This is a genomic window from Streptomyces nitrosporeus (genome assembly GCF_008704555.1).
GTDB lineage: Bacteria > Actinomycetota > Actinomycetes > Streptomycetales > Streptomycetaceae > Streptomyces > Streptomyces nitrosporeus.
Genome location: NZ_CP023702.1, coordinates 5,422,727 through 5,446,327, shown reverse-complemented (window position 1 = coordinate 5,446,327; position 23,601 = coordinate 5,422,727). Strand labels below are relative to the sequence as shown.

20 protein-coding genes are annotated in these 23,601 nt (G+C 71.3%); 8 read left to right on the top strand and 12 right to left on the bottom strand.

Annotation, left to right across the window (positions count from 1 at the left end; all coding sequences use genetic code 11):
- Positions 1 to 17: 17 nt before the first annotated feature.
- Both CP967_RS24010 and CP967_RS24005 read right to left on the bottom strand, forming a co-directional pair.
- Positions 18 to 2,567 (bottom strand): phosphoribosyltransferase, encoded by a 2,550-nt coding sequence (locus CP967_RS24010; RefSeq protein WP_229888252.1) that lies wholly within the window; start codon positions 2,565 to 2,567, stop codon positions 18 to 20.
- Positions 2,568 to 2,650: 83 nt separating this feature from the next.
- Positions 2,651 to 3,814, bottom strand: a complete 1,164-nt coding sequence (locus CP967_RS24005) for an HpcH/HpaI aldolase/citrate lyase family protein (protein ID WP_150489960.1) — start codon at positions 3,812 to 3,814, stop codon at positions 2,651 to 2,653.
- A 254-nt stretch (positions 3,815 to 4,068) separates the two neighbouring features.
- Here CP967_RS24005 and CP967_RS24000 point away from each other — a divergent pair, with 254 nt between their 5' ends.
- A complete protein-coding gene (locus CP967_RS24000; RefSeq protein WP_150489959.1) occupies positions 4,069 to 4,890 on the top strand; it encodes a TerD family protein in 822 nt (273 codons plus the stop codon).
- Between the two features lie 40 nt (positions 4,891 to 4,930).
- Here CP967_RS24000 and CP967_RS23995 read toward each other — a convergent pair whose 3' ends face one another.
- The 6 genes from CP967_RS23995 to CP967_RS23970 form a co-directional block, all read right to left on the bottom strand.
- Entirely contained in the window at positions 4,931 to 5,665 is a 735-nt protein-coding gene (locus CP967_RS23995; protein WP_150489958.1) for a TerD family protein, read from the bottom strand.
- Between the two features lie 157 nt (positions 5,666 to 5,822).
- Positions 5,823 to 6,971, bottom strand: a complete 1,149-nt coding sequence (locus CP967_RS23990; protein ID WP_150489957.1) for a DUF475 domain-containing protein — start codon at positions 6,969 to 6,971, stop codon at positions 5,823 to 5,825.
- Between the two features lie 72 nt (positions 6,972 to 7,043).
- Positions 7,044 to 7,619 carry a TerD family protein gene (locus CP967_RS23985; protein ID WP_150489956.1) on the bottom strand — a complete coding sequence of 192 codons (576 nt, stop codon included), beginning with the start codon at positions 7,617 to 7,619 and terminating at the stop codon, positions 7,044 to 7,046.
- 147 nt (positions 7,620 to 7,766) lie between these two features.
- The gene (locus CP967_RS23980; RefSeq protein ID WP_150489955.1) at positions 7,767 to 8,342 is read right to left on the bottom strand and encodes a TerD family protein; all 576 of its coding nucleotides are present in this window, start codon (positions 8,340 to 8,342) and stop codon (positions 7,767 to 7,769) included.
- A 306-nt stretch (positions 8,343 to 8,648) separates the two neighbouring features.
- Positions 8,649 to 9,107 (bottom strand): peroxiredoxin, encoded by a 459-nt coding sequence (locus CP967_RS23975; protein WP_150489954.1) that lies wholly within the window; start codon positions 9,105 to 9,107, stop codon positions 8,649 to 8,651.
- Positions 9,108 to 9,311: 204 nt separating this feature from the next.
- Positions 9,312 to 9,749, bottom strand: a complete 438-nt coding sequence (locus CP967_RS23970) for a DUF3052 domain-containing protein (protein WP_150489953.1) — start codon at positions 9,747 to 9,749, stop codon at positions 9,312 to 9,314.
- 479 nt (positions 9,750 to 10,228) lie between these two features.
- On the opposite strand from CP967_RS23970, the gene aceE reads away from it, so the two are divergent.
- Positions 10,229 to 12,970: a pyruvate dehydrogenase (acetyl-transferring), homodimeric type gene (gene aceE, locus CP967_RS23965; protein ID WP_150489952.1), complete on the top strand. Its 2,742-nt coding sequence runs from the start codon at positions 10,229 to 10,231 to the stop codon at positions 12,968 to 12,970.
- A 130-nt stretch (positions 12,971 to 13,100) separates the two neighbouring features.
- On the opposite strand, the gene CP967_RS23960 is transcribed toward aceE, so the two are convergent.
- The gene (locus CP967_RS23960) at positions 13,101 to 13,604 is read right to left on the bottom strand and encodes a peptidase inhibitor family I36 protein (protein ID WP_150489951.1); all 504 of its coding nucleotides are present in this window, start codon (positions 13,602 to 13,604) and stop codon (positions 13,101 to 13,103) included.
- A 220-nt stretch (positions 13,605 to 13,824) separates the two neighbouring features.
- Positions 13,825 to 15,435, bottom strand: coding sequence for an MFS transporter (locus tag CP967_RS23955; protein ID WP_150489950.1), 1,611 nt, complete (start codon positions 15,433 to 15,435; stop codon positions 13,825 to 13,827).
- 116 nt (positions 15,436 to 15,551) lie between these two features.
- Between CP967_RS23955 and CP967_RS23950 the strand changes: the two genes are divergently transcribed.
- The 5 genes from CP967_RS23950 to CP967_RS23930 all read left to right on the top strand — a co-directional run bounded on the left by CP967_RS23950 (position 15,552) and on the right by CP967_RS23930 (position 20,952).
- Positions 15,552 to 16,241, top strand: coding sequence for a TetR family transcriptional regulator (locus tag CP967_RS23950; RefSeq protein ID WP_150489949.1), 690 nt, complete (start codon positions 15,552 to 15,554; stop codon positions 16,239 to 16,241).
- Positions 16,242 to 16,353: 112 nt separating this feature from the next.
- The gene (locus CP967_RS23945) at positions 16,354 to 17,565 is read left to right on the top strand and encodes an alpha/beta hydrolase (protein ID WP_150489948.1); all 1,212 of its coding nucleotides are present in this window, start codon (positions 16,354 to 16,356) and stop codon (positions 17,563 to 17,565) included.
- Positions 17,566 to 17,651: 86 nt separating this feature from the next.
- A complete protein-coding gene (locus CP967_RS23940) occupies positions 17,652 to 18,569 on the top strand; it encodes a DUF4429 domain-containing protein (protein ID WP_150489947.1) in 918 nt (305 codons plus the stop codon).
- A gap of 305 nt (positions 18,570 to 18,874) precedes the next feature.
- Positions 18,875 to 20,266, top strand: coding sequence for a sensor histidine kinase (locus CP967_RS23935; RefSeq protein ID WP_190175010.1), 1,392 nt, complete (start codon positions 18,875 to 18,877; stop codon positions 20,264 to 20,266).
- On the top strand, positions 20,263 to 20,952 hold the full coding sequence (locus CP967_RS23930; RefSeq protein ID WP_150489945.1) for a response regulator: 690 nt from the start codon (positions 20,263 to 20,265) through the stop codon (positions 20,950 to 20,952). Before CP967_RS23935 ends, CP967_RS23930 begins: the two co-directional genes overlap by 4 nt.
- 126 nt (positions 20,953 to 21,078) lie before the next feature.
- On the opposite strand, the gene CP967_RS23925 is transcribed toward CP967_RS23930, so the two are convergent.
- Positions 21,079 to 22,101 (bottom strand): aldo/keto reductase, encoded by a 1,023-nt coding sequence (locus CP967_RS23925; RefSeq protein WP_150489944.1) that lies wholly within the window; start codon positions 22,099 to 22,101, stop codon positions 21,079 to 21,081.
- A 5-nt stretch (positions 22,102 to 22,106) separates the two neighbouring features.
- Entirely contained in the window at positions 22,107 to 22,559 is a 453-nt protein-coding gene (locus CP967_RS23920; protein WP_150489943.1) for a MerR family transcriptional regulator, read from the bottom strand.
- A 90-nt stretch (positions 22,560 to 22,649) separates the two neighbouring features.
- Between CP967_RS23920 and CP967_RS23915 the strand changes: the two genes are divergently transcribed.
- Entirely contained in the window at positions 22,650 to 23,474 is an 825-nt protein-coding gene (locus tag CP967_RS23915; protein ID WP_150492013.1) for a serine hydrolase domain-containing protein, read from the top strand.
- The last annotated feature ends 127 nt before the right edge of the window (positions 23,475 to 23,601 follow it).

Genomic DNA, 23,601 nt, shown 5'->3' with positions numbered 1-23,601 from the left:
AGGTGCCTGGGGGGTGGTCATCGGGCCGTCACCGCCGTGCCGTCCGCGCCGGTGGCGCCGCGGGTGTACTTCGGGTGGATCAGCCCGACGCAGGTGTACGGGAGTCCGTCGACCTCCTCGACCGGCACGCCGCGCTGTTCGGCGAGCAGCCGTACGTGGTGGAGGTCGGGTCCGGCGTCGCGCTTGGCCAGGATCTTCCAGGGCACGCGGCGCAGCAGCACCCGGGTGGTCTCGCCGACGCCGGGCTTGACGAGGTTCACGTCGTGGATGCCGTACTCCTCGCTGATCCGTTCCACGGCGGCCCAGCCCTCCCAGGTGGGGGCCCGGTCGGCCGCGAGCAGTTCCTTGGTGCCGGTGTCCACGGCGTCGGTCACCTCGTCGAAGCGGGCGGCGACGGTGTCGAGGAAGAGGCCGGAGACGTCGTCGTCCGCCAGTTCGCGGTAGAACTTCGCACCGTGGTAGTCCCGCGGGCCGACCAGGTCGGCGCGCAGCACCGTACGGGAGACGAGCCCGGAGACCGTGGAGTTGAGGCAGGCGGACGGGACGAGGAAGTCCTCGCGTGTCCCGTAGGTGCGCACGCAGCCGCCGGGGTCGGCGAGTACCGCGATCTCCGGGTCGAAGCCTTCGAAGTCCTGGAGGGCGGCGGCGAGTTCGCGGGTGATGGCCCCCTTGCCGGTCCAGCCGTCGACGAAGACGACGTCGGCCGGGTCGTGATGGGCGGCCAGCCAGCGCAGGGCGTTGGCGTCGATGCCCCGGCCTCGGACGATGGAGACGGCGTAGTGCGGCAGGTCGATGCCGTGGCGGTGCAGGGCCCAGCGGCGCATGAGGACCCCGACGGGGGTGCCGGCCCGGGCGAGGGAGACCAGGACCGGGCGGGAGCCGGTGTGGCCGCGTTCGGCGAGGACGGTCTCGGTGACGGTTCCGACGGCCCGGGCGATACGGGTGGCGGAGGTGTCCAGGGCCGCCTTGAACAGTTCCTGGTACTGCGCGGTGGGCTGGTACTCGACGGGCAGCGATTCGGCGTAGTGCGCGCCACCGCTCTGTATCGCCTCCTCGCGTTCCTCGGTGGGCGCCTCCAGCACGGTGTCCGAGAGGTCCTGGAGCAGCCAGCCGACCTCGTCGGGCGCGTAGGAGGAGAAGGCGGGACCCCTGAGGGGTTCGGGGAGCATGGCGGCTTCCAGCCTTTCGCGGGGCTCGGTGGGGGGCGCCGGTACGCCGGACGGGGTGCGGGCCGCCGGCCGGTAGGACGGTACGACGGCGAGCAGGACGCGTTCCGTGTGCGCGGTCAGCTGGTCGAGCAGGCCGCCGGGGGCGTGCAGGGCGGGGGTGTCGGCGACGGAGTCCACGACGAGGACGACGGCGTCGAAGCCGCCTCCCGCGACGTTGTAGGCGTACCGGTCGCCGGGGCCGTCCGCGGGTTCGTCATGGGCGGGGAAGACCAGGCGGGTGCGTATCGCGTAGCCGGGGTCGTCGACGGCGAGGACGGGTGAGCGGGTGGTGGTGGAGTAGCGGACCTCGGCGGTGGTGGCGGCCTGGAGGGCGGTGCCGAGCCGCAGCGGCGCGTACATCAGCTCCTCGAAGCCGAGGACGAGTATCCGGCGGGCCTCCCCCAGCGCGTCGGCGAGACGGGCCGCCATGCCCGGCAGGGCGGCTTCCAGGGCCGCGCGGTGGGCGGGGGTGAAGCCGTGCCGGCCGCCGTCGGGCACCCCTGCGGGCCAGCCCAGCTCGACCCGTACGGGGGCCGGGGCGGGCCCGGGGCGTTCCCCGGCCGCCGGGCGTACGCCGTCGTGGGCGGCGGGGGCGGGTATCGCGGTCCCCCGCTCGTGGGCGGCGGGTGCGGTCGCCCCGGCCTCCCGCTCGTGGGCCTCGACCAGCGCGCGACCCTTCTCCAGGACCCCGTCCGGGAGCCGTACGGTGCCGCGGGCGCGGACCACCAGGTCGACCCTGGCGCCGATCTCCTCGGCGAAGGCGGTGAGCCGCCCCTGGTCGGCCTCGGACCTCATGTCGACCAGGGCCACGATGACGTACCGGTCGCGGGGGTAGCGCCCGTGGAGGGCGCGGACGGTGTTGAGGACGGTGTTGCCGGTGGAGAACTCGTCGTCGACGAGGACCAGGGGGGCGCTCCGGTCCGGTGCGCTCAGCAGGCCGGGCCGTTCGGGCAGCAGCAGGTGGGAAGTGGCGTGGGAGTGGGCCTCCTCGAACCCGCCCGCCTGTGGGACGCCCGGGACGGGGCGGCGGGTGGAGTGCAGGTAGGCGGCCGTCCCGAGCCCGTCGGCGACGGCGTGGCCGAGGCCGGTCGCGGTCTCGGCGTATCCGAGGACGACCGCCCGGCGGGCCCCGGCCTCGCCCAGCAGGTCCCGCACCCGCTTCCCGAGTTCGTACCCGGCGCCGTGGACGACGGACGGCAGCTGCGGCACGTGTTTGCCCAGCACGTTGGAGACCAGCAGGTGGGCGCGTTTCGGGTTGCGGCGCAGGGCGAGGCCCAGCAGTTCGCGGAGTTCCCCGTCACCGGCGAGTTCGACTCCCAGCCGCTCGGTCACCCAGTCGCCCGACCACTCCACGTCCACTGCCTCCGCTGTCTCGTCGTCCGCCGCTGCCCCTGCCGGTCCCGCCGCTGTCGCTGTCGCGGCGTGCCCGTCCATGGTCCTGTTCAGTTCGCCAGCCCCGCCGCCAGGAGTTCCACGAAGCCGACGTCCTCCCGGGCCACGCCGAAGACCTCCGCCCGCCGCAGGGTCCGCTCGGCCCAGGCGCGGTGCGGTTTCACCTCGTTCATCTTGTTCGTGTACGCCGAGCGCAGCACTCCCCCGCCCTCGCGTTCGGGCCGCAGGATGTCCTGGGCGTCGCTGTACTCCTCGTGGCTGACGACGGACAGCGCGTGCACGGGCAGGACGTGGGAGGGGTGGATGCAGGTCTTGCCGAGGAGCCCGTTGGCCCGGTCGAGTTCGATCTCGCGCAGCAGCCCGTCCAGGTCGTGCTCGATGAGGGCGGTGCGCAGTTCGTCGGCCGCCCCGGCGGTGAAGGGGCTGCGGCGCAGCTGTGGCTTGAACATGCGCTCCTGGAGCCGGAAGTACTCCCATACGGGTCCGGTGATGGTGAACCCGGTGCCGTCCGCACGGCCCAGCACGTTGACGACGTCGCCGATGACGGATCCGACGATCTGGACGTCGTACGCCGTCATCTCGGGGGACCGGCGCAGACCGTAGGCCGAGCAGAAGTCGGTGACGCCGAGCCGGAGGGCGAGGACGCGCTCCCGGTGCTTGTCGACCGTGCGGGCGATTCCCCGGAGCGTCTCGCCCCGGCTCTCCAGGTGCAGCAGTTCGGGGGATTCGAGGACCGGCATCGCGAACAACCGGTGCCCGCTCGCCGCTTCCGCCTCGGCGAGGGCCTCCAGGAAGAGTGCGCCACGCTCCTCGGTGAATTTGGGAAGTACGAATCCGGACAACCACCGCGCCGACTCCCCGAGGCGGTCCACGAGGTCGGTGATCTGCCCGGGTTCACGGACCCTGATGAACAGCAGTGGCGCCTCGGCGCCCCGTGCGGCGATATCCGCGAACTGCCGTACGAGATTGGCCTCCGCGCCGACGACTTCGGAGTCGTCGATGGAATCCTCCAGGCAGAGGACCATGGAGACCACTCCGCGGTCCGCCTGCTTGATCACGTCGTCGGCCAGGTGCGGCCGGGTCGCGGGGCTGTAGAGCGTGGCCCCGAGAGCCGCCGCGAGCAGGTGCGGCTGGGAGGCCGCGTTGAATTCGCACGGCTCCTTGAAGAACAGGCTCTGACGCACAACGGGTGATATATGCCCGAAATGACGCACTTGCTTCCCCCGTACTGGCTGACAGATCGGACAAGGTATGGCCGGTAATAGTACGTTCGGAGAGGTGTCCTGAGTTCCCCGGCCATGTGAACTTCAGATGACCCGGTACCGCGCCCCGCCTTTTCCGTACCTCCTTCCGCGTCCGTTCCCGCTCCGCGGCGGCGCGCCGGAACGCTCTGCTCCGGATGTTCCTGGCCTACTGGTCCGTACCCCCGCGTTGTCCGGGCAGACCACCAGCAGGCAGGATGACCGGCATGACGCACGCGATGCTGAAGGGATCGAACGTCCCCCTCGACGCCACGGCCGTACGGGCCGTGCTGCGCTGGACCCCCGGGCCGGGGGTCCCCGACGTGGACGCTTCCGCCCTGCTGCTCGGTTCCACGGGCAAGGTGCGCTCCGACGAGGACTTCGTCTTCTACAACCAGCCCCGGCACCCTTCGGGCCTGGTCCGCAGGCTGCCCAAGCGCAGCACCCCGGACGGGCTCACGGACACCGTCGAGGCGGACCTCGCGTCGCTCGATCCCTCCGTGGACCAGGTGGTCATCGCGGCGTCCTGCGACGAGGCGGCGTTCGAGCAGGTCCGGGACCTGCGGATATCGCTGTACGACGCGGCCGCGGCGGACGGTGAGCCGCTCGCCGTCTTCGACGTGCGCGCGGAGACGGGCGAGGAGACCGCGGTCATCTGCGGCGAGTTCTACCGGCGCGGCGACTCCTGGAAGTTCCGCGCGGTGGGGCAGGGCTACCCGACCGGCCTGGTCGGGCTGGCCACCGAGTTCGGGATCTCGGTCGACGAGTCCGCTGCCGGGGCCGGGCCGGAGCCCGCGCCGGAGCCCTCCGCGTCCCCCACGTCCTTCACTCCGGCCCCACCGGTCGCCGTGTCCTCCCCGGACGAGCACGCCACCGTCCAGCACCAGCAGCCGGCGTACGGCTACCCGCAGCCCGCCCAGGCGCCGCAGCCCGCCTACGGCTACCCGCAGCCCGCGTACGGCTATCCGCAGCCCGCGGCGGCCGCCGCGTACGCCGCCGATCCGAACTTCGTACTCCCCCCGCAGGGCCCGCAGTTCATCCGGCCGTGAACGGCGGCCGCGGACGGGCCCGCGCCCCGGGGCGGGCACGTCAGGTCCGTGTCTTGTAGCCGCGCCCCCACTGCATGCCGAAGCCGTACATCCGGTCCAGCTCCGACTGGAAGCCGTAGACGAACTTCACCTCGCGCCGCACGATCAGTTCGTCCTTGACCCGCTCCACCGTCAGGACGGCGCACGAACGGGCCTCCGGGGCCCGCTCGTCCAGCTCGATCTCGATCCTCGGGCCGTTGCCCGGGTAGAGCGTCACCTTGGCGTGCGTACGGTCGAAGGCGGGCGTCTGGTCGTAGATGTAGACGAAGAACAGCAGCCGCTTGATCTCGTCCCGGTGGTCGAGGTTCACGTAGAGCGTCTCACCGGACGGCGCACCGAAGCGGTCGTCGCCGCTGAGCCTGATGTAGGGCGGCCCCTGGAGGTCGCCGGTCAGGTTCCCCAGGGGCTGTACCACGCCCTTGGTGCCGTCGGTCAGTTCGTACATGCAGCCCAGGTCCAGGTCCACGTTGACCATGCCCTGCGTGTGCGCCTGGACCACGTCGGGCTGGAAGAGCTTGAACGGGCGCAGCAGCCGGCCGCTCTGGCTCGACCGGCCGCCGATGTCCGATGTGCGCATCCGCCACGACAGGTTGACCCGCAGATTGCCCGAGACGGCACCCTGCTTGTCCAGCGAGACGGTGGCGTTGCGCCTGGTGAGCACGATGGAACTCGTCGCCGACTGCCCCGTGTCGAACTGCGCGGCCCGTCCCGGCATCAGGCCGTCCCAGAAGCCCATCCCAACCCCCCACATGATTCCGCCGGGCCGCTTCCCGGCCCGGCACACACCCCGCACACGACACCGCGGGGCGGACCATCGGGCCGGGTCCGGGTTTCCCCGGAGAACCGCCTCGTGGGCCGCCCCGCAGAAAGAGCGTTCCGCAATCCTGGCCGGGTCACACCCCGGAGGACACCTCTGCCTTGGAATCGCCGCTGCCGCCCTCGCCGCCGGCGGCGGCGAGGGCCTTGTTCCGACGGACCGAGGACCAGAAGGACCAGCCGATCAGCACCACACCCACGGAACCGGTGATGAGTTCGTTGATCTCGTACTGGATGGTGATCATCAGGATGACGGCGAGCGCGCCGATCGCGTAGTGCGCGCCGTGCTCCAGGTAGACGTAGTCGTCCAGGGTGCCCTGGCGGACCAGGTACACGGTGAGCGAACGGACGTACATGGCGCCGATACCGAGGCCGAGGGCCATCAGCACGATCTCGTTGGTGATGGCGAAGGCGCCGATGACACCGTCGAACGAGAAGGAGGCGTCGAGGACTTCGAGGTAGAGGAACATGAAGAACGCGGCCTTGCCGGCCAGCAGGACCCCGGAGACCGGCTTGCCGGCCTTCTTGGCCTCTTCCTCGGCCTCCTGTTCGCGCTCCTCCTCCTCTTCCAGCTTGTTCTCGAAGAATCCGGAGAGACCGCCGACGACGAGGTAGGTGATCAGACCCGCGATACCGGAGAGCAGGACCGTCTCCGCCTTGTCGGCGTGACCGCCCCCGTGCTGGTGCGCGTGCGTGGCGACCGTCATCGAGGCGATCAGCAGGACGATCAGCGCGACGCAGACCGACAGCATGTCGACCTTGCCCAGCTTGGCGAGCGGACGCTCGATCCAGCGCAGCCACTGGATGTCCCGGTCCTCGAAGATGAAGTCGAGGAAGATCATCAGCAGGAACATCCCGCCGAAGGCGGCGATGGACGGATGCGCGTCCGTCACCAGTTCCTTGTACCTGTCGGGGTCGTTGAACGACAGGTCGACGGCCTCGATCGGGCCGAGCTGGGCGCTGATGGCCACGATCACGACAGGGAAGACCAGCCGCATACCGAAGACCGCGATGAGCACACCGATCGTGAGGAAGATCTTCTGCCAGAAGGCATTCATCTTCTTCAGGATTCCGGCGTTGATCACCGCGTTGTCGAAGGACAGCGAGATCTCCAGGACCGACAGGATCGCGACCACCCCGAAAGCCTGCCACCCCCCGTAGAACACCGCTGCGACCAGGCCGAGCGCGGTCACCGCGAACGACCAGCCGAAGGTTTTCAGAAGCACTGGCTACCCCATCGTGTATGTAACGGGTCTCCCCTGGTTGTGTAAGGGGCTCCCCCGCGCCCGTGCGCGGTTTTACGAAACGTTGACCCCGAAGTCTAGAGCGATGCCGCGCAGCCCGGACGCGTACCCCTGGCCCACCGCACGGAATTTCCACTCCCCGCCATAGCGGTAGAGCTCGCCGAAGATCATCGCCGTCTCGGTCGACGCGTCCTCGCTCAGGTCGTACCGCGCGAGTTCCTGACCGTCGGCCTGATTCACCACGCGGATGAAGGCATTGCTGACCTGTCCGAATGTCTGACCGCGGTTGTCGGCCTCATGGATCGAGACCGGGAAAATGATCTTGTCGCAGTGGGCCGGGACCTGGTTGAGGTTCACGATGACCGATTCGTCGTCGCCGTCACCCTCACCGGTGAGGTTGTCACCGGTGTGCTCGACCGAACCGTCGGGGCTGGTGAGGTTGTTGTAGAACACGAACCACTCGTCCCCCAGGACCCGTCCCGACTGGCACAGCAGCGCGCTGGCGTCGAGGTCGAAGTCCGCTCCGGTCGTGGATCGCGCGTCCCAGCCGAGCCCCACCAGCACCTGGGTGAGATTCGGTGCGGCCTTGGAGAGGGAGACATTGCCTCCCTTGGCGAGTGTGACGCCCATGCTGTGTCCTCCCCGAGTCGATGATTCGGTCGTACGGACGCCCGGCACCGGTGGCGCGGGGGCTCCGCCGAGCGCGTCCGGCGCCGCACGAGGTGCGGCGCCGGACGCGGTGGTGCGGTCGGGGCCCGCGGGCCCCGGGTGTGCGGCTCAGACGTTGACGCCGAAGTCCTGCGCGATGCCGCGCAGACCCGATGCATACCCCTGGCCGATGGCACGGAACTTCCACTCCGCGCCGTTGCGGTAGAGCTCGCCGAAGACCATGGCGGTCTCCGTCGAGGCGTCCTCGCTGAGGTCGTAGCGCGCCAGCTCGCTGTTGTCCGCCTGGTTCACCACGCGGATGTACGCGTTGCGCACCTGGCCGAAGCTCTGCTGGCGGGACTCGGCCTCGTAGATCGAGACCGGGAAGACGATCTTGTCGACGTCGGCCGGGACGGCCGAGAGGTTGACCTTGATGACCTCGTCGTCCCCTTCGCCCTCACCGGTGAGGTTGTCACCGGTGTGCTCGACGGAACCGTCGGGGCTCTTGAGGTTGTTGAAGAAGACGAAATTACCGTCGCTGCCGACCTTGCCCTCGGCGTTCGTCAGCAGCGCGCTGGCGTCGAGGTCGAAGTCACCGCCGGTGGTCGTCCGGGCATCCCAGCCCAGACCGACGATGACCGCGGTCAGGTTCGGCGCGGCCTTGGTCAGCGAGACGTTGCCGCCCTTGCTGAGGCTGACTCCCACGAGTCCTCCAAGAGTGTTGAGAGGGCCGGCAGACACCAGCGCCCCCGTCGTGCGTTGGCATCGGATCAACGATTGGATCCTAGTGACCGGTTCCCGGCCAAAACAGGCTTTTGGCCGGGTGCCACCGGCGAATTACCGTATCCGGTACCGGGGACCTCCGGATCCGGCCGCAGGACCTCCGGATCCGGCCGCCAGGACTCGCGGATCCGGCCGCCTGAACTCCCGGGCCCGGTGCGGGCCCGGCCCCGCGGACCCCGGGGCCGGGGCCGGGGGTCGCCGGGCTCCGGCCGAGGGGCCGCCCGGCCGTCAGAGCGAGTCGAGGGCCTTGATGTAGTCGTTCAGGTCGCGCGCGTCGGGCAGGCCGTTGACGACCGTCCAGCGGACCACGCCCTCCTTGTCGATGACGAAGGTGCCGCGCACCGCGCAGCCCTTGTCCTCGTCGAAGACGCCGTACGCGCGCGAGGTCTCGCCGTGCGGCCAGAAGTCCGACAGCAGCGGGTACTCCAGCCCCTCCTGCTCGGCGAAGACGCGCAGGCTGTGGATGGAGTCGTTGGAGACGGCGAGCAGCTGGGTGTCGTCGTTCTCGAACTTCGGCAGCTCGTCACGGAGCGCACAGAGCTCTCCGGTGCACACGCCGGTGAAGGCGAACGGGTAGAAGAGCAGGACCACGTTCTTCTCACCGCGGAAGTCGGAGAGCTTCACCGTCCGGCCGTGGTTGTCCTTGAGTTCGAAATCCGGAGCCTTCGTGCCGGCCTCGATCGCCATGAGAGAGCTTCCCTTCGCAACGTCGTCACTGACCCGGCCTGGGCCGCCCGGGTGACGCCCAGCCTACGCAGCGCGATCCGGGTCCCCGCACCGCCCCGCGCGGAGTCCTCCGGGCTTCCGCGCGGAGTCCTCCGGGCCCCCGCCGGGTACGACGAAGGCCCCCGGGTGGTGCCACCCGGGGGCCTTCGGTCGTGATGAAGCAGTTCAGCGCTTGGCTTTCGCGCCCTTGGGCGTGACCAGACGGCTGCCCGTCCAGTCCTTGCCGGCACTGATGCTCTTGGTCTGGGCGAGACCAGCTGTCTGGGCAGCCTCGTTGATGTCGCTCGGCTCGACGTATCCGTCACGGCCGGTCTTGGGCGTCATGAGCCAGACCGCCCCGCCGTCCTCGATCAGGCCAATGGCATCCACCAGCGCGTCCGTAAGGTCGCCGTCCTCGTCACGGAACCAGAGCAGGACGACGTCAGCGACGTCGTCGTAGTCCTCGTCGACGAGATCCTGGCCGATTGTGGCCTCAATGCCCTCACGGAGCTCCTGCTCGACGTCGTCGTCGTAGCCGATCTCCTGGACCACCTGTCCGGGCTCGAACCCAAGCCTTGCGGCCGTGTTGGTCCGTTCCTCCGCGTGGTCCGCGGTCGCGCTCACGGGTTGCCTCCTGATCATGTTTCGGAAAATGCTTCAGCCACGCGCGTGCGCGGGGCGTTGGCCGTAGTCCACACGGGCACGGCGAATCGCGCAAGTACCCGGCGTACGAGACCGCCTAAACGGTGACGTTCCCTGCCACGTCACCGCAACTTCCGGCATGTCCCCTGCGGACCCGGACGGTACCCGGATCCTTTTACGTCCTCCCTCAGCTTATGCCGTTTCGGCCCGGCATTCGGAGTCGAACGGCCTTTGGGAGCGCTTGGACGACTTGGGCGTATGGTTGCGTTTTGGGCCGGACCGCCCGCGCGCCGCCGGAATCCCTGCCCGGACGGACCCGGCGGGAACCTTGTGTTACCCCACAGTAGAGATGACGTTTGAGATCTCGCGGTACACGATGGAGGCGGCGTACAGCAGCCATCCGGGGGGAACGTTCCCCGTACCAGGCCCCGAAGTGCAGCACCGAACAGCGAAGGAACAGCGTGGCTTCCGGATCCGATCGCAACCCGATCATCATTGGCGGCCTTCCGAGCCAGGTCCCGGACTTCGATCCTGAAGAGACCCAGGAATGGCTCGACTCCCTCGACGCCGCCGTCGACGAGCGAGGCCGTGAGCGGGCCCGCTACCTGATGCTCCGGCTCATCGAGCGCGCGCGGGAGAAGCGCGTCGCCGTGCCGGAGATGCGCAGCACGGACTACGTGAACACGATCGCCACGAAGGACGAGCCGTTCTTCCCCGGCGACGAGGAGATCGAGCGCAAGATCCTCAACGCGACCCGCTGGAACGCTGCCGTGATGGTCTCGCGCGCCCAGCGTCCCGGGATCGGCGTCGGCGGCCACATCGCGACCTTCGCCTCCTCCGCCTCGCTGTACGACGTGGGCTTCAACCACTTCTTCCGGGGCAAGGACGACGGCCTCGGCGGCGACCAGATCTTCTTCCAGGGGCACGCCTCCCCCGGTATCTACGCCCGCGCCTTCCTGCTGGACCGGCTGAGCGAGGCGCAGCTGGACGCCTTCCGCCAGGAGAAGTCGAAGGCGCCGAACGGCCTGTCCAGCTATCCGCACCCGCGGCTGATGCCGGACTTCTGGGAGTTCCCGACGGTCTCGATGGGCCTCGGTCCGCTCGGCGCGATCTACCAGGCGCGGATGAACCGCTACATGGAGGCGCGCGGCATCGCCGACACCTCCGCCTCCCATGTGTGGGCCTACCTCGGTGACGGCGAGATGGACGAGCCGGAGTCGCTGGGCCAGCTCTCCATCGCGGCCCGTGAGGGCCTGGACAACCTGACCTTCGTGGTCAACTGCAACCTCCAGCGCCTCGACGGCCCGGTACGCGGCAACGGCAAGATCATCCAGGAGCTGGAGTCGCAGTTCCGCGGCGCCGGCTGGAACGTGATCAAGCTGGTCTGGGACCGCACCTGGGACCCGCTGCTCGCCCAGGACCGCACGGGCATCCTGGTCAACAAGCTGAACACCACACCGGACGGCCAGTTCCAGACGTACGCCACCGAGACCGGGGCGTACATCCGCGAGCACTTCTTCGGTGACGACCCGCGGCTGCGCGAGATGGTCAAGGACATGTCCGACGACCAGATCCTGCACCTGGGCCGCGGCGGGCACGACCACCGCAAGGTCTACGCGGCCTACGCGGCGGCCAAGGCCCACAAGGGCCAGCCGACGGTGATCCTGGCCCAGACGGTCAAGGGCTGGACGCTCGGCCCCAACTTCGAGGGCCGCAACGCGACCCACCAGATGAAGAAGCTGACGGTCGAGGACCTCAAGCGCTTCCGTGACCGGCTGCACCTCCCGATCACCGACAAGGAGCTGGAGGGCGGCGCCCCGCCGTACTACCACCCGGGCCGTGACTCGGAGGAGATCCAGTACATGCACGACCGCCGCAAGGGCCTGGGCGGTTACGTCCCGACCCGGGTGGTGCGTGCGAAGCCGCTTCCGCTGCCGGACGACAAGGCGTACGCGGCTGCGAAGAAGGGGACCGGGCAGCAGTCGATCGCCACGACCATGGCGTTCGTCCGTGTCCTGAAGGACCTCATGCGGGACAAGGAGATCGGCAAGCGTTTCGTGCTGATCGCGCCTGACGAGTACCGCACCTTCGGTATGGACGCGTTCTTCCCGAGCGCGAAGATCTACAATCCGCTCGGCCAGCAGTACGAGTCGGTGGACCGCGAGCTGCTGCTCACCTACAAGGAGTCCCCGACCGGGCAGATGCTGCACGACGGCATCTCCGAGGCGGGCTGCACCGCCTCGCTGATCGCCGCGGGTTCGGCGTACGCCACGCATGGTGAGCCGCTGATCCCGGTGTACGTCTTCTACTCGATGTTCGGTTTCCAGCGCACCGGTGACCAGTTCTGGCAGATGGCCGACCAGCTGGCCCGTGGTTTCGTGCTGGGCGCGACCGCCGGCCGTACGACGCTGACCGGTGAGGGCCTTCAGCACGCGGACGGCCACTCGCAGCTGCTGGCGTCGACCAACCCGGGCTGCGTCGCGTACGACCCGGCGTTCGGGTACGAGATCGCGCACATCGTCAAGGACGGTCTGCGCCGGATGTACGGCGGGACGCCCGAGGAGAACGAGGACGTCTTCTACTACCTCACCGTCTACAACGAGCCGATCCAGCACCCCGCCGAGCCGTCCGACGTGGACGTCGAGGGCATCCTCAAGGGCGTGTACCGCTACAGCGCCGGTGAGCGGGGGCAGATCCCCGCGCAGATCCTGGCGTCGGGCGTGGCGGTGCCGTGGGCCGTCGAGGCGCAGCGGATCCTCGCCGACGAGTGGGACGTGAAGGCGGACGTCTGGTCGGCGACCTCCTGGAACGAGCTGCGCCGGGACGCCGTGGACGTCGAGCGGTACAACCTGCTGCACCCGGAGGAGGAGCAGCGCGTCCCGTACGTGACGCGGAAGCTGTCCGGTGCCGGGGGCCCGTTCGTGGCGGTCTCGGACTGGATGCGTTCGGTACCCGACCAGATCGCGCGCTGGGTGCCCGGCACCTACCAGTCGCTGGGTGCGGACGGTTTCGGTTTCGCCGACACGCGGGGGGCGGCCCGCCGCTTCTTCCACATCGACGCGCAGTCGATCGTGCTCGCGGTCCTCACGGAGCTGGCGAAGGAGGGGAAGATCGACCGTTCCGCGCTGAAGACGGCGGTCGACCGCTACGAGCTGCTGGACGTGGCCGCGGCCGACCCCGGCCCGGCCGGCGGCGACGCATAGGGCTTTCCCGGCAGGGGACGGAGGGCGGCGGGACTTCACGGTCCCGCCGCCCTCCGGCGTATCCGGGGGCGGTACGTCCAGAAGGGCCGGGGCGCCCCCCGGAGGGCCGGACGGTGCCGGGGCCTGCCGGTCAGTTCTCCCAGATCTTGAAGGCCCTCACCGTGTACGGCGAGCGGGGCACCCAGGTACCGCCGCCGGGGTAGGTCTCGAACTCCCCGGTCTCACCGCACTCGGCCGACTGGTAGGTGGTGACGGGGCGGCCCGTGCGGTTGACGAGGGCCTGGGCGGCGGAGCCGGAGGCGAGGGGGACGCAGCTCTCGATGTCCACGGCGGACAGCTCGTGGGTCTGCACGGCCCCGGCGAAGTCGGGCTTCGGCCAGAGGCAGAGCTGCCCCGCCCCGCAGGGCGCGAGTCCCCTCGGCGCGGCCGGCTGCCCCGGGCGCGCCCGTCCGGCGGGCCCGGGGAGCCCGGCGGATCCGCCGGGCCGGACCGGGCCGGCGCGGTGGGCCCCGGGGTGGGCCGGTTCCCGGACGGCGGACGTGGTGCCGGCCGACGCGTCGTGGGCCGGGGCGAGCGCGGTGGCCGGGAGGATCGCGGTGGCCGCCAGGACGGCGGCGAGGACGGTCGTACGCATGGTGGGTCAACCCCCGTGGTCGAGCGGACCGGGCGGCCCGCGGTATCCGCACTCTGACCTGCGCGAACGTGGACCTGGAAGGGGTGCGGTGAGGGACCACCCTGATAGGGGACAGCCCCGCCGGACGGGTCCGGCGGGGCTGTCGTATGTGTGATGTTGACGCCGGGGCGCACAGGGTGCAGCGGTTCACGCCCGGCGTACGCCTGTGGCGGCCGGAGGGTCAGATGTGTCCCGCACCCATGCCGGCCTGCGCGTTCTCGCCGCGCTTGGTCAGCATGGCGACCAGTGCGGCGACCACCGCGACCGCACCTGCTGTCATGAACGCGAAGCTCATCCCTGACACGAAGGTGTCATGCGCGACATCCGTGATCTTGACGGCGATCTCCGTCGGGGTGCCCGGCGCGACCGGCGGCATGCCGACCTCGATGGCCGAGGACGCCTGGTCCAGCTGGGCCTCGTCCACCGGCGGGAGTTCGGCGGCCTTCCAGTTGTCGGCGAGGTCCGCGTCGACGCGGGTCGCCATGACCGCGCCCAGGACGGCCGTACCGAGGCTGCCGCCGACCTGCATCGCGGCCTGCTGGAGGCCGCCCGCGACCCCGGAGAGCTCCATCGGGGCGTTGCCGACGATGACCTCGGTGGCGCCGACCATGACCGGTGCCAGACCGAAGCCGAGCAGCGCGAACCAGAGCGACATGGTCAGGGTCCCGGTGCCGACGGCCAGCTGGGACATGCCGAACATGGCGACGGCGACGCAGGCCATGCCGCCGACCAGCGGCACCCTGGGCCCGAACCTGGTGATCGCGGCTCCCGCGAGCGGCGAGCCGACGATCATCATCGCGGTCAGCGGCAGCAGGTGCAGACCGCTGTCGACCGGGCTCATGCCGTGGACGTTCTGCAGGTAGAAGGTGACGAAGAACAGGCCGCCCATGAAGGCGAAGGCCATCAGCACCATCAGCACCACGCCGGCCGACAGTGCCACGGAGCGGAACATGGCCAGCGGGATCAGCGGTTCGCGGACGTTCTTCTGGGAGAGGGCGAACACGACGAAGAGGACGAGCGCCGCGCCGAGGAAGCCCAGCGTCTTCACGTCGCCCCAGCCCCACTCGGAGCCCTTGATCAGCGACCAGATCAGACAGAACATCGCCTGCGACAGCAGCACGATGCCCCCGATGTCGAAGGACTTCGGGGCGTTCTCCGCACGGTGGTCCTTGAGGATCACCAGGCCGAAGAGCAGGGCGATCACGCCGACGGGCACATTGATGAAGAAGACGGACTGCCAGCTGACGTGCTCGACGAGCACACCGCCGAGGATCGGGCCGCCCGCGGTCGAGGCACCGATCACCATGCCCCAGATGCCGATCGCCATGTTCAGCTTCTCGGCGGGGAAGGTGGCCCGCAGCAGACCGAGTGCCGCCGGCATCAGCAGGGCGCCGAAGAGGCCCTGGAGCACACGGAAGACGATGACCAGGGCGACGCTGTCGGAGAAGCCGATGGCCGCCGAGGCCGCGGCGAACCCGGCTATGCCTATCAGGAAGGTCTGGCGGTGGCCGAAGCGGTCGCCCAGCTTGCCCGCGGTGATCAGCGAGACCGCCAGCGCCAGCATGTAGCCGTTGGTGATCCACTGGACGTCGGCCAGCGAGGCGTTGAGGTCCTGCTGGATGGCGGGGTTGGCGATCGCGACGATCGTGCCGTCGAGCGCCACCATCATGACGCCGATGGCGACGGCGAACAGCGTCAGCCAGGGGTGGCCGCGCAGCCCTTTCGCCGGGGCGGGGGCAAGGGTGTCTTCAGGCTCCCGCGGCGCCTTCTCGACAGTGGTCTGACTAGTCATATCGGTGACAGTAGTGACAGCTTCTGACAGTTAACAAACCAATTCACATGACAGTAACTGTCACGTAGCTCACAGGTAGGCTGAGCAGGAAGAAGTGGCAGGAAGAGGTCCGGTACGTGACACGCAGGCAGACACCCGGGGGACCCCCGTGCGGACCCCCGGCGCCCCCTGCCGGGCTGCGCGAACGCAGGAAGCAGCGCACCCGTGAGGCACTGCTGCACACCGCTCTCGGCCTCTTCGACTCCCAGGGCTACGACCGGACCACCGTCGACGAGATCGTCGAGGCCGTCGAGGTCTCCCAGCGCACCTTTTTCCGGTACTTCGCCAACAAGGAGGCCGCCGCCTTCGCCGTGCAGGACGCGGTGGAATCGCGCTTCCTGGGGGAGCTGCGCCGACGCCCGCCCGCCGAGGCCCCGTTCGAGGCCCTGCGCCGGGCCGCCCTGGAGTCCTGGAAGAGCGAGGCGGGCCCCGTCGGGTCCGGCGTCGGCGCCGAACTCCAGCTGCGCACCTACCGGATGATCGAGTCGACGCCCTCGCTGATCGCCGCGCACATGCGGCGCAGCGTCGAACTGGAGCGCCGGACGGCCCTGCTCATCGCGGAGCGTGAGGGCCTGGACGTCGAGGCCGACCCGCGTCCGCGTGTCGCGGTGGCCGCGTTCGCCGGGGTGATGCGGCTGACCGGACAGCTCTGGGGCCGCCGCCCCGACGCGGGCGCGGACGCGCTGCGCGAACTCACCGAACTCCACCTGGATCTGCTGCGGCCGGCCCTGGTCTGCTCCTGGCGTACCGACCGCCGGGACCTCTGAGCCGCGGGCCCGCGCGCCGTACCCGGCCCGGAGACCTTCCGGTCCCCGCACCCGGGTGATCTGCGTCACCCCTCCCCCGGGGTCCGGCGGGCGCGTCCTAGGGTGGGGCGCAGTGACTTCCTTCGACTCCTCCCCCACACTCTCCGCGTGGCGTGCGGTGCTGGCCCTCGCCGTCGTGTTCGTGATGCTGGCGACCACCGGCTGGACCGCCGTGCGGCGGCAACACGCCGACGCGCCGCGGGAGATCGCGTTCGCCGCCTGGGCGCGGGACCGGATCGCCGGTCACGCGCTGCCGGCGACGGACGCCCCGGCGTACCGGCTGGCCCGCTTCTTCGCGACACTCACCGCCAGGCAGCAGGTGGCTCTCGCCGACAAGTACCCGCTGGTGGTGGGCAATATGAACGGCGCCCCGGTGATGCTGCGCTACCGGGCCAACCGGCACGCCCTGTCGCGGGCCGAACGGGAGGAGCGCCGGCGGACCACGGACGGAAGACTCTCGCCGGACGGCCGCCATCAGGCCCTGCTGCGGCTGGAACGCTTCCGGTCGCTGCTCGCGAAGGACCGGCAGATCCTCGCCTTCGACCCGTCGGGCCGGGGGCGCGTGGCCGAGGTCTTCGGGGACCTCGACCGTGCGGAGCGGGTGTCCGTCGTCGTCCCGGGGGTCGACACGAATCTGCTGACGCTGGAACGCGCCGGCCACAAGCGGAACGCCGCGCCGGTCGGCATGGCGCGTTCCCTGTACGGCGCCGAGCGCGAGGCCCTGCCCGGTGCCCGTACCGCGGTGATCGCGTGGGCCGACTACACCGCGCCCGCCGGTCTCGGGGTGGACGCGGCCCTGGGCGGTCTGGCGGCGAACGGCGCGGTGCGGCTGAACGCGCTGCTGGGCGCGCTGCCGGGCGCGTCGGCCGTCTCCCTGTTCTGCCACAGTTACGGCTCGGTGCTGTGCGGTCTGGCGGCGCGGGGGCTGCCGGACCGGGTGTCGGACATCGCGGTCGCGGGGAGCCCCGGTATGCGGGCGGACAGTGCCGCCGGGCTGGACACCCGGGCCCGGGTGTGGGCCATGCGGGACAGCGGCGACTGGATCGAGGACGTACCGAACATGGAGGTCGGCGGGCTCGGACACGGTGCCGATCCGGTCGATCCGGAATTCGGCGCGCGGATCGTGTCGGCGGACGGCGCGATCGGTCACAGCGGTTATTTCGAGCCGGGCACCGAGAGTCTCAGCAACTTCGCGGCCATCGGCGTGGGCGCCTACGACACGGTCAGCTGCGCGAGTACCGACCAGGCGTGCCACCGCGAGATCCCCGAGGACGCGAGAGCCTGACGCGCGTAGATCACTGCGGAAAGCCGAGCCGGGAATGCCCGTACCGAGGGGAGACGTGAGGGCGCGTGCCCCATACGATGAGCCGCATGGGTGATGTGCTGGCCGGAAATCATGCCACCTGGGAGTTCGATTCGGACTCCGTGCTCATCCGCTTCGAACGGGGGATCCGCACGCCCAGACTTTTCCAGAGTCTGCGTGAACGCCGCATTCCGTATGCGGCGTTGGCCTCGGTGCGGCTGTTCCCGGGCAAGCGGGGCACGGTGGTGCTGCACGCGGTGCCGAGACCGGGTGCCGACCCGCTGCTGGAGGCGGCCGCCGGGCAGCTGAAGGAGGGGGCGGACCCCTACCGGCTGGTCCTGCCCGCCGACCGGGAGGCCCTCGCCGGTTCCTGCGCGGACGCGCTGCGGTCGGTCCTCGGGCCCGATGCCTCCCTGCCCGCCGACCGGTTCCTGGTGGCGGCCCCCGAGGCGCCGCTGCGGTTCAAGGCGTACGACGGCCGGGCGGGCTTCGACGGGTCGCGGGTCTCCTTCCGGTGGTCGTGGACGGGGGCGTCCAGCGCCAAGTGGAAAGCAGGGGACCAGACGTTCCCGGTGGCGGAGCTGAGCGGCGTGGAGTGGCGCTCGCCGGAGGCGGCGGAGGGCTATCTGCGGCTGGTTCCGCGTGCCGCGGAAGCCGACGGGCCCGGCGGCCCCGGCAGCCCGTCCGGGCCGCAGCCGGCCGGGCCGCCGCGGGTCCAGGCCGACCAGGATCCGGCGACCGTGCTGTTCGGTCTGGGCTACGGGCCGGTGCACGAGTCGCTGCCCTTCGCCGCGGCGGTCCTGGAGTCGGTACGCCGCACCCACCCGGCCCCTCAGGCACCCGCTGTGGTCCCGGTGGGCGGCGCGGCCCACGACCCGGCGGCGGTCGCCGAGCGGATACGGCACCTCGGGGAGCTGCACCGGGCGGGACTGGTGACGGACGCGGAGTACGGCGCCAAGAAGGCGGAACTGCTGGCGGAGCTGTAGGGACCACGGGCACGGCCCTGACCCGGCACCGCACGCTCGGCGCGGCCCCGCCCCGGCACCGTACGTGCGGCGCGGCCCCGCCCCGCCCCGCCCCGCCCCGCCCAGCACCGTACGCTCGGCGCCCGCCCGGGCACCGGGGCACCGCCCGCCAGCGTCCCGCCGCCGTCCCGCTCCCGGCGCCGTCCCGGTCCCGCACGCCCTCGCCGTCGCCTCGCCCCCCGTACCGGGGTAGGGGGCGGGCGGCCCGGGATCGGGACCCCGGTATGACGCCACCGCCCCGGGGCGCCGCCTACTCTGACCGGGCCATGCCCTCTTCTCCCGCCACGGGGTCCGCCCCACCCGCCGACGGCCTGCTGAGCGCCACGCGCCGCCAGGTACGCGCGCTCACCCATGCCCTGTCCCATCCGTCCCACCCGCCGACGCCGCTCTGGGCCGAGGCACCGCGGCGGTGGCAGCGCCTGCTGCCGTACGCGGCCGTGGTCCTGCTCTGCGCCCTGTTCCTGCCGGTGACGTACCAGGTCCTGCGTACGGAGTACCGCCTGGCGGACGGCCTCGCGTTCCTGCTCGCCCTCGCGCAGGCGGGGCCGCTGCTGATGCTGGCGCACCGGCCGTTGCAGGCCTGGTGGATCATCTTCGGCGCTGATGTCGTGGGCGCGCTGGTGCTGCTGACGGCGAGCGAGACCGTGGCCGGGCCGTGGACGCCCCCGGCGGGCCCCGCCCCCTCTCTCTGGCCCTGGACGCCTCCGGTCCTCGTCGCCCAGCTCTTCGTGCTGCTCGCCCTCGGACTGCGGGAGACCCGCCGTACCCTGCTCGCCGTCTGGCTGACGACGGGGCTGGCGGGCCTGCTGCTGACCCTGGTCGCCCCGGGCCGGGGCAACGGTGGCGCGGTGCTGCTGCCGGTGCTGGGCGCGGTGGTCCTGGTGATCACGGCGACGGTACGGGAACGGGGCGAGACCCAGCGCAGACTGGTCGAGCAGGAGACGATCAGCGAGGCGGAACGCGCCCGGCGGACCCTGCTGGAGGAGCGGACCAGGATCGCCCGGGAGCTGCACGACGTGGTGGCGCACCACATGTCGGTGATCACGGTGCAGGCGGACTCGGCGCCGTACCGGATCGCCGGGCTCCCCGACGAGGCACGCGAGGAGTTCGGGACGATCGCGGCGAACGCCCGGCAGTCCCTGACGGAGATGCGGCTGCTGCTCTCGGTGCTGCGCAGCGAGAACACGGCGGGCGAGCGCGCGCCCCAGCCGGGTCTGGACCGGCTGGGGCAGCTGGTGGAGACGACGGTGCGGGCGGGGCTGCCGGCGGAGCTGTCGGTCACCCCGGAAGCGGCCGGGGCCGCCGCCCGGGGCGGCGTACCGCAGCCGGTGGACCTGTCGGCGTACCGCATCGTGCAGGAGGCGCTGGCCAATGTGGTGCGGCACGCCCCGGGGGCGCGTACCCGGGTCTCCGTGTCGGCGGACGAGGACCATCTGACGGTGGTGGTGGTCAACGACCGGGCGAACGAGCCCGTTTCGCCGGTGGAGTCCTCGGCCGGCACGGGGCACGGGCTGGTCGGGATGCGGGAACGCGTACGGTTGACGGGCGGCACGCTGGACACCGGTCCACTGCCGGACGGGGGGTTCCGGGTGGCCGCGAGACTACCGCTGACGCTCCGTCACCTCTCGTCGGATCCCCTCGCCCCGGAGGACTCTTGACCATCCGCGTGATCATCGTCGACGACCAGGCCATGGTCCGTGCGGGGTTCGCCGCGCTGCTGTCGGCGCAGAGCGACATCGAGGTGGTGGGTGAGGCGCCGGACGGGCGGCGGGGCGTCGAGGTCAGCCGCGACCGGCGCCCGGACGTGGTCCTGATGGACGTCCGGATGCCGGAGATGGACGGGCTGGCGGCGGCCCGTGAGCTGCTGGCCCCTCCGGCGGGGTCCGGCCACCTCCCGAAGGTGCTGATGCTCACCACCTTCGACGTGGACGACTACGTGTACGAGGCGCTGCGCGTGGGCGCGTCGGGCTTCCTGCTCAAGGACGCCCCGCCCGCCGACCTGATCGCCGCGGTACGCGTCGTGGCGGCGGGTGACGCGCTGCTCGCGCCGTCGGTGACCCGGCGCCTGATCGCGGACTTCGCGCGCCAGCGGCCGTCCGGGGCGTTCCGGGGCGGCCCGGCCCGGCGGCTGAAGGGTCTGACGCCCCGCGAGACGGAGGTGCTGGAGCTGGTGGCCCGGGGGCTGTCCAACCAGGAGATCGCGGGACGGCTGGTGGTGGCGGAGCAGACGGTGAAGACCCATGTCTCACGGATACTCGCCAAGGTGGACCTGCGGGACCGGGCCCAGGCGGTGATCTTCGCGTACGAGTCGGGGCTGGTGACACCGGGGGACGCGGAGGGGTAGGGCCTCCGGGCGGGCAGGGCTCCCCGGCAGGGCGCCCGGGAGGAGGTCCCGGACGCCCCGGCCCGCCGAGCAGGCCCGGCCCGGAGGCCCGGCCCCGGCCCGCGGGCAGGCCGGCGGGCCCGCGGCTCACTCCCGCGCGGTCGCCGTGCTGCTCATGTCCGGGTACCGGTCCCCGGCCACCTGCCCGGCGATCGGCTCCAGCAGCTCCAGCTCGGCCGCGCTCAGCGTGAGCCGGGCCGCCGCGACGTTCTCCAGCAGACGGCCGCGCTTCCGGGTCCCCGGGATGGGCACCACGGACAGCCCGTGCACCTGCGCCCGCTGGTGCACCCAGGCCAGCGCGACCTGGGCGGCACTCGCCCCGTGAGCGGCGGCGACCGTGTGGACGGGCTCCAGCAGCGCCGCGTTGGTCCGCGCGTTCTCGCCGGTGAACCGCGGCTGGTGCACCCGGAAGTCGCCCGGTCCCAGGTCCTTGGACGCGTCGGCGAACGCCCCGGTCAGAAAGCCCCGGCCGAGCGGCGAGTACGGCACCACCGTCACCCCGAGCTCGGCTGCCGCGGGCGCCGCGCTGCGCTCCACGTCCCGGCTGAACAGCGACCACTCCGACTGCAGCGCCGCGATCGGGTGCACCGCGTGCGCCTCGCGCAGCTCGGCCCCGGTCACCTCGCTCAGCCCGAGCTGCCGCACCTTGCCCTGCCGGACCAGCTCGGCCATGGCGCCCACGGACTCGGCGAGCGGGACGAGCGGGTCGCGCCGGTGCATGTAGTAGAGGTCGATGACGTCGGTGCCCAGCCGCCGCAGGCTGGCCTCGACGGCCTGCCTGATGTAGGCCGGGTCGTTGCCGATCCCCCGGTAGCCCGGGTCCTCCTCGCTCCGTACGATGCCGAACTTGGTGGCCAGCGTGATCTCGTCGCGGTGCGCCGCGACGAACGGCGCGAGGAAGGTCTCGTTGGCGCCGCTCCCGTAGATGTCGGCGGTGTCGAAGAGGGTGACACCGGCCTCCAGGGCCGCTTCCAGGGTGTCCCGGGCGGCGGCCTCGTCGGTGTCCCCGTAGAACTCGCTGATGCCCATGCACCCGAGGCCCTGGACGCCGACCCGGGGGCCGCCCTTCCCGAGCTCCGTGGTCGCGGTCTTCTCGGTCCCTGCACTCATGTTCGTCACGCCTTTTCCGGCGCCGGACGGGCGCCCGCATAGAAATCGATCTTGAAGTCGAGTACGGCGAGGGTGTCCTGGAGTTCCGCGATCCGCGTCCTCACATCGCGCCGGGTCGCCTCCAGCAGTTCCTGCCGCTCCTCGAAGGTGTGCTCGCCCTCGCGCAGCAGTTCGGCGTACCGGACCATGTCGGCGACCGGCATCCCGGTCAGCCGGAGCTTGCCGACGAAGGCCAGCCAGTCCAGGTCCCGGTTGGTGAAGCGGCGCTGGCCCGTGTGGGAGCGGTCCACGTGCGGCATCAGCCCGATCCGCTCGTACCACCGCAGAGTGTGGGCGGTGAGGCCGGTGAGGGCGGCCACCTCGCTGATGGTGTAGCGGTCCGCGCCGTCCGGGCGGGGATGCGCCTTCGGGTCGGCTCGGGTCTCGGTCCGTGCGGAAGTGCTCTCCATCACCGTCATGCCCTCCACGCTAGAACCTTCGAGTGCACTCGAAGCAAGCAGGGCCGGGAGGGCCCTCCGGGCGGCCGTAAGCTCGTTCCCATGCAGAGCATGCAGAGCCTGGCAATGATCGAGAACTGGCCCGTCCCCACCGCCTCGGCCGCCGTCGTGCGCGCCGACGGAACCGTGGCCGGCACCCACGGCCCGACCGCACACCGTTTCCCGCTCGCCTCGGTCACCAAGCCGCTGGCGGCGTACGCGGCGCTGGTGGCGTACGAGGAGGGGGCGGTGGAGCTGGACGAGCCGGCCGGCCCGGAGGGCTCCACGGTCCGCCACCTGCTCGCCCACACCAGCGGTCTCGCCTTCGACGAACACCGGGTCACGGCCCCGGCCGGCACCCGCCGCCTCTACTCCAACGCCGGTTTCGAGGTGCTGGGCGACCACATCACGAAGGCCACCGGCATCCCGTTCCCGGAGTACGTGCGCCAGGCCGTCCTGGAGCCGCTGGGCATGGCATCGACCACGGTGGACGGCTCCCCCGCCAAGGACGGCGTCTCCACGGTGGACGACCTGGTCCGCTTCGCCACCGAGCTCCAGGCCCCGCGCATCCTGGACCCGCGCACGGTGCTGGAGGCCCAGAGCGTCGTCCACCCCGGCCTCAAGGGCGTGCTCCCGGGCTACGGCCACCAGAACCCCAACGACTGGGGCCTCGGCTTCGAGATCCGTGACTCCAAGTCACCGCACTGGACCGGTCTGAACTCCTCCCCGGCGACCTTCGGCCACTTCGGCCAGTCCGGCACCTTCCTCTGGGTGGACCCGGCGGCGGGCGCGGCCTGTGTGGCCCTGACCGACCGGGACTTCGGCCCGTGGGCGGCCGAGGTCTGGACGCCGTTCACCGACGCGGTACTGGCGGAGCTGGCCGCGTCGTCCCGCTGATCCCCCTTGCCGTCGGCCGGGCACTCGGACCGCACCGACCTGCCCGGACCGCCGGCCCGGGGGCCCGCCCCCAGCGGTCGGTGACGGCCGCGGCGCTCAGCGCCCCCCGCCCGCCGTCGTCGGGTCC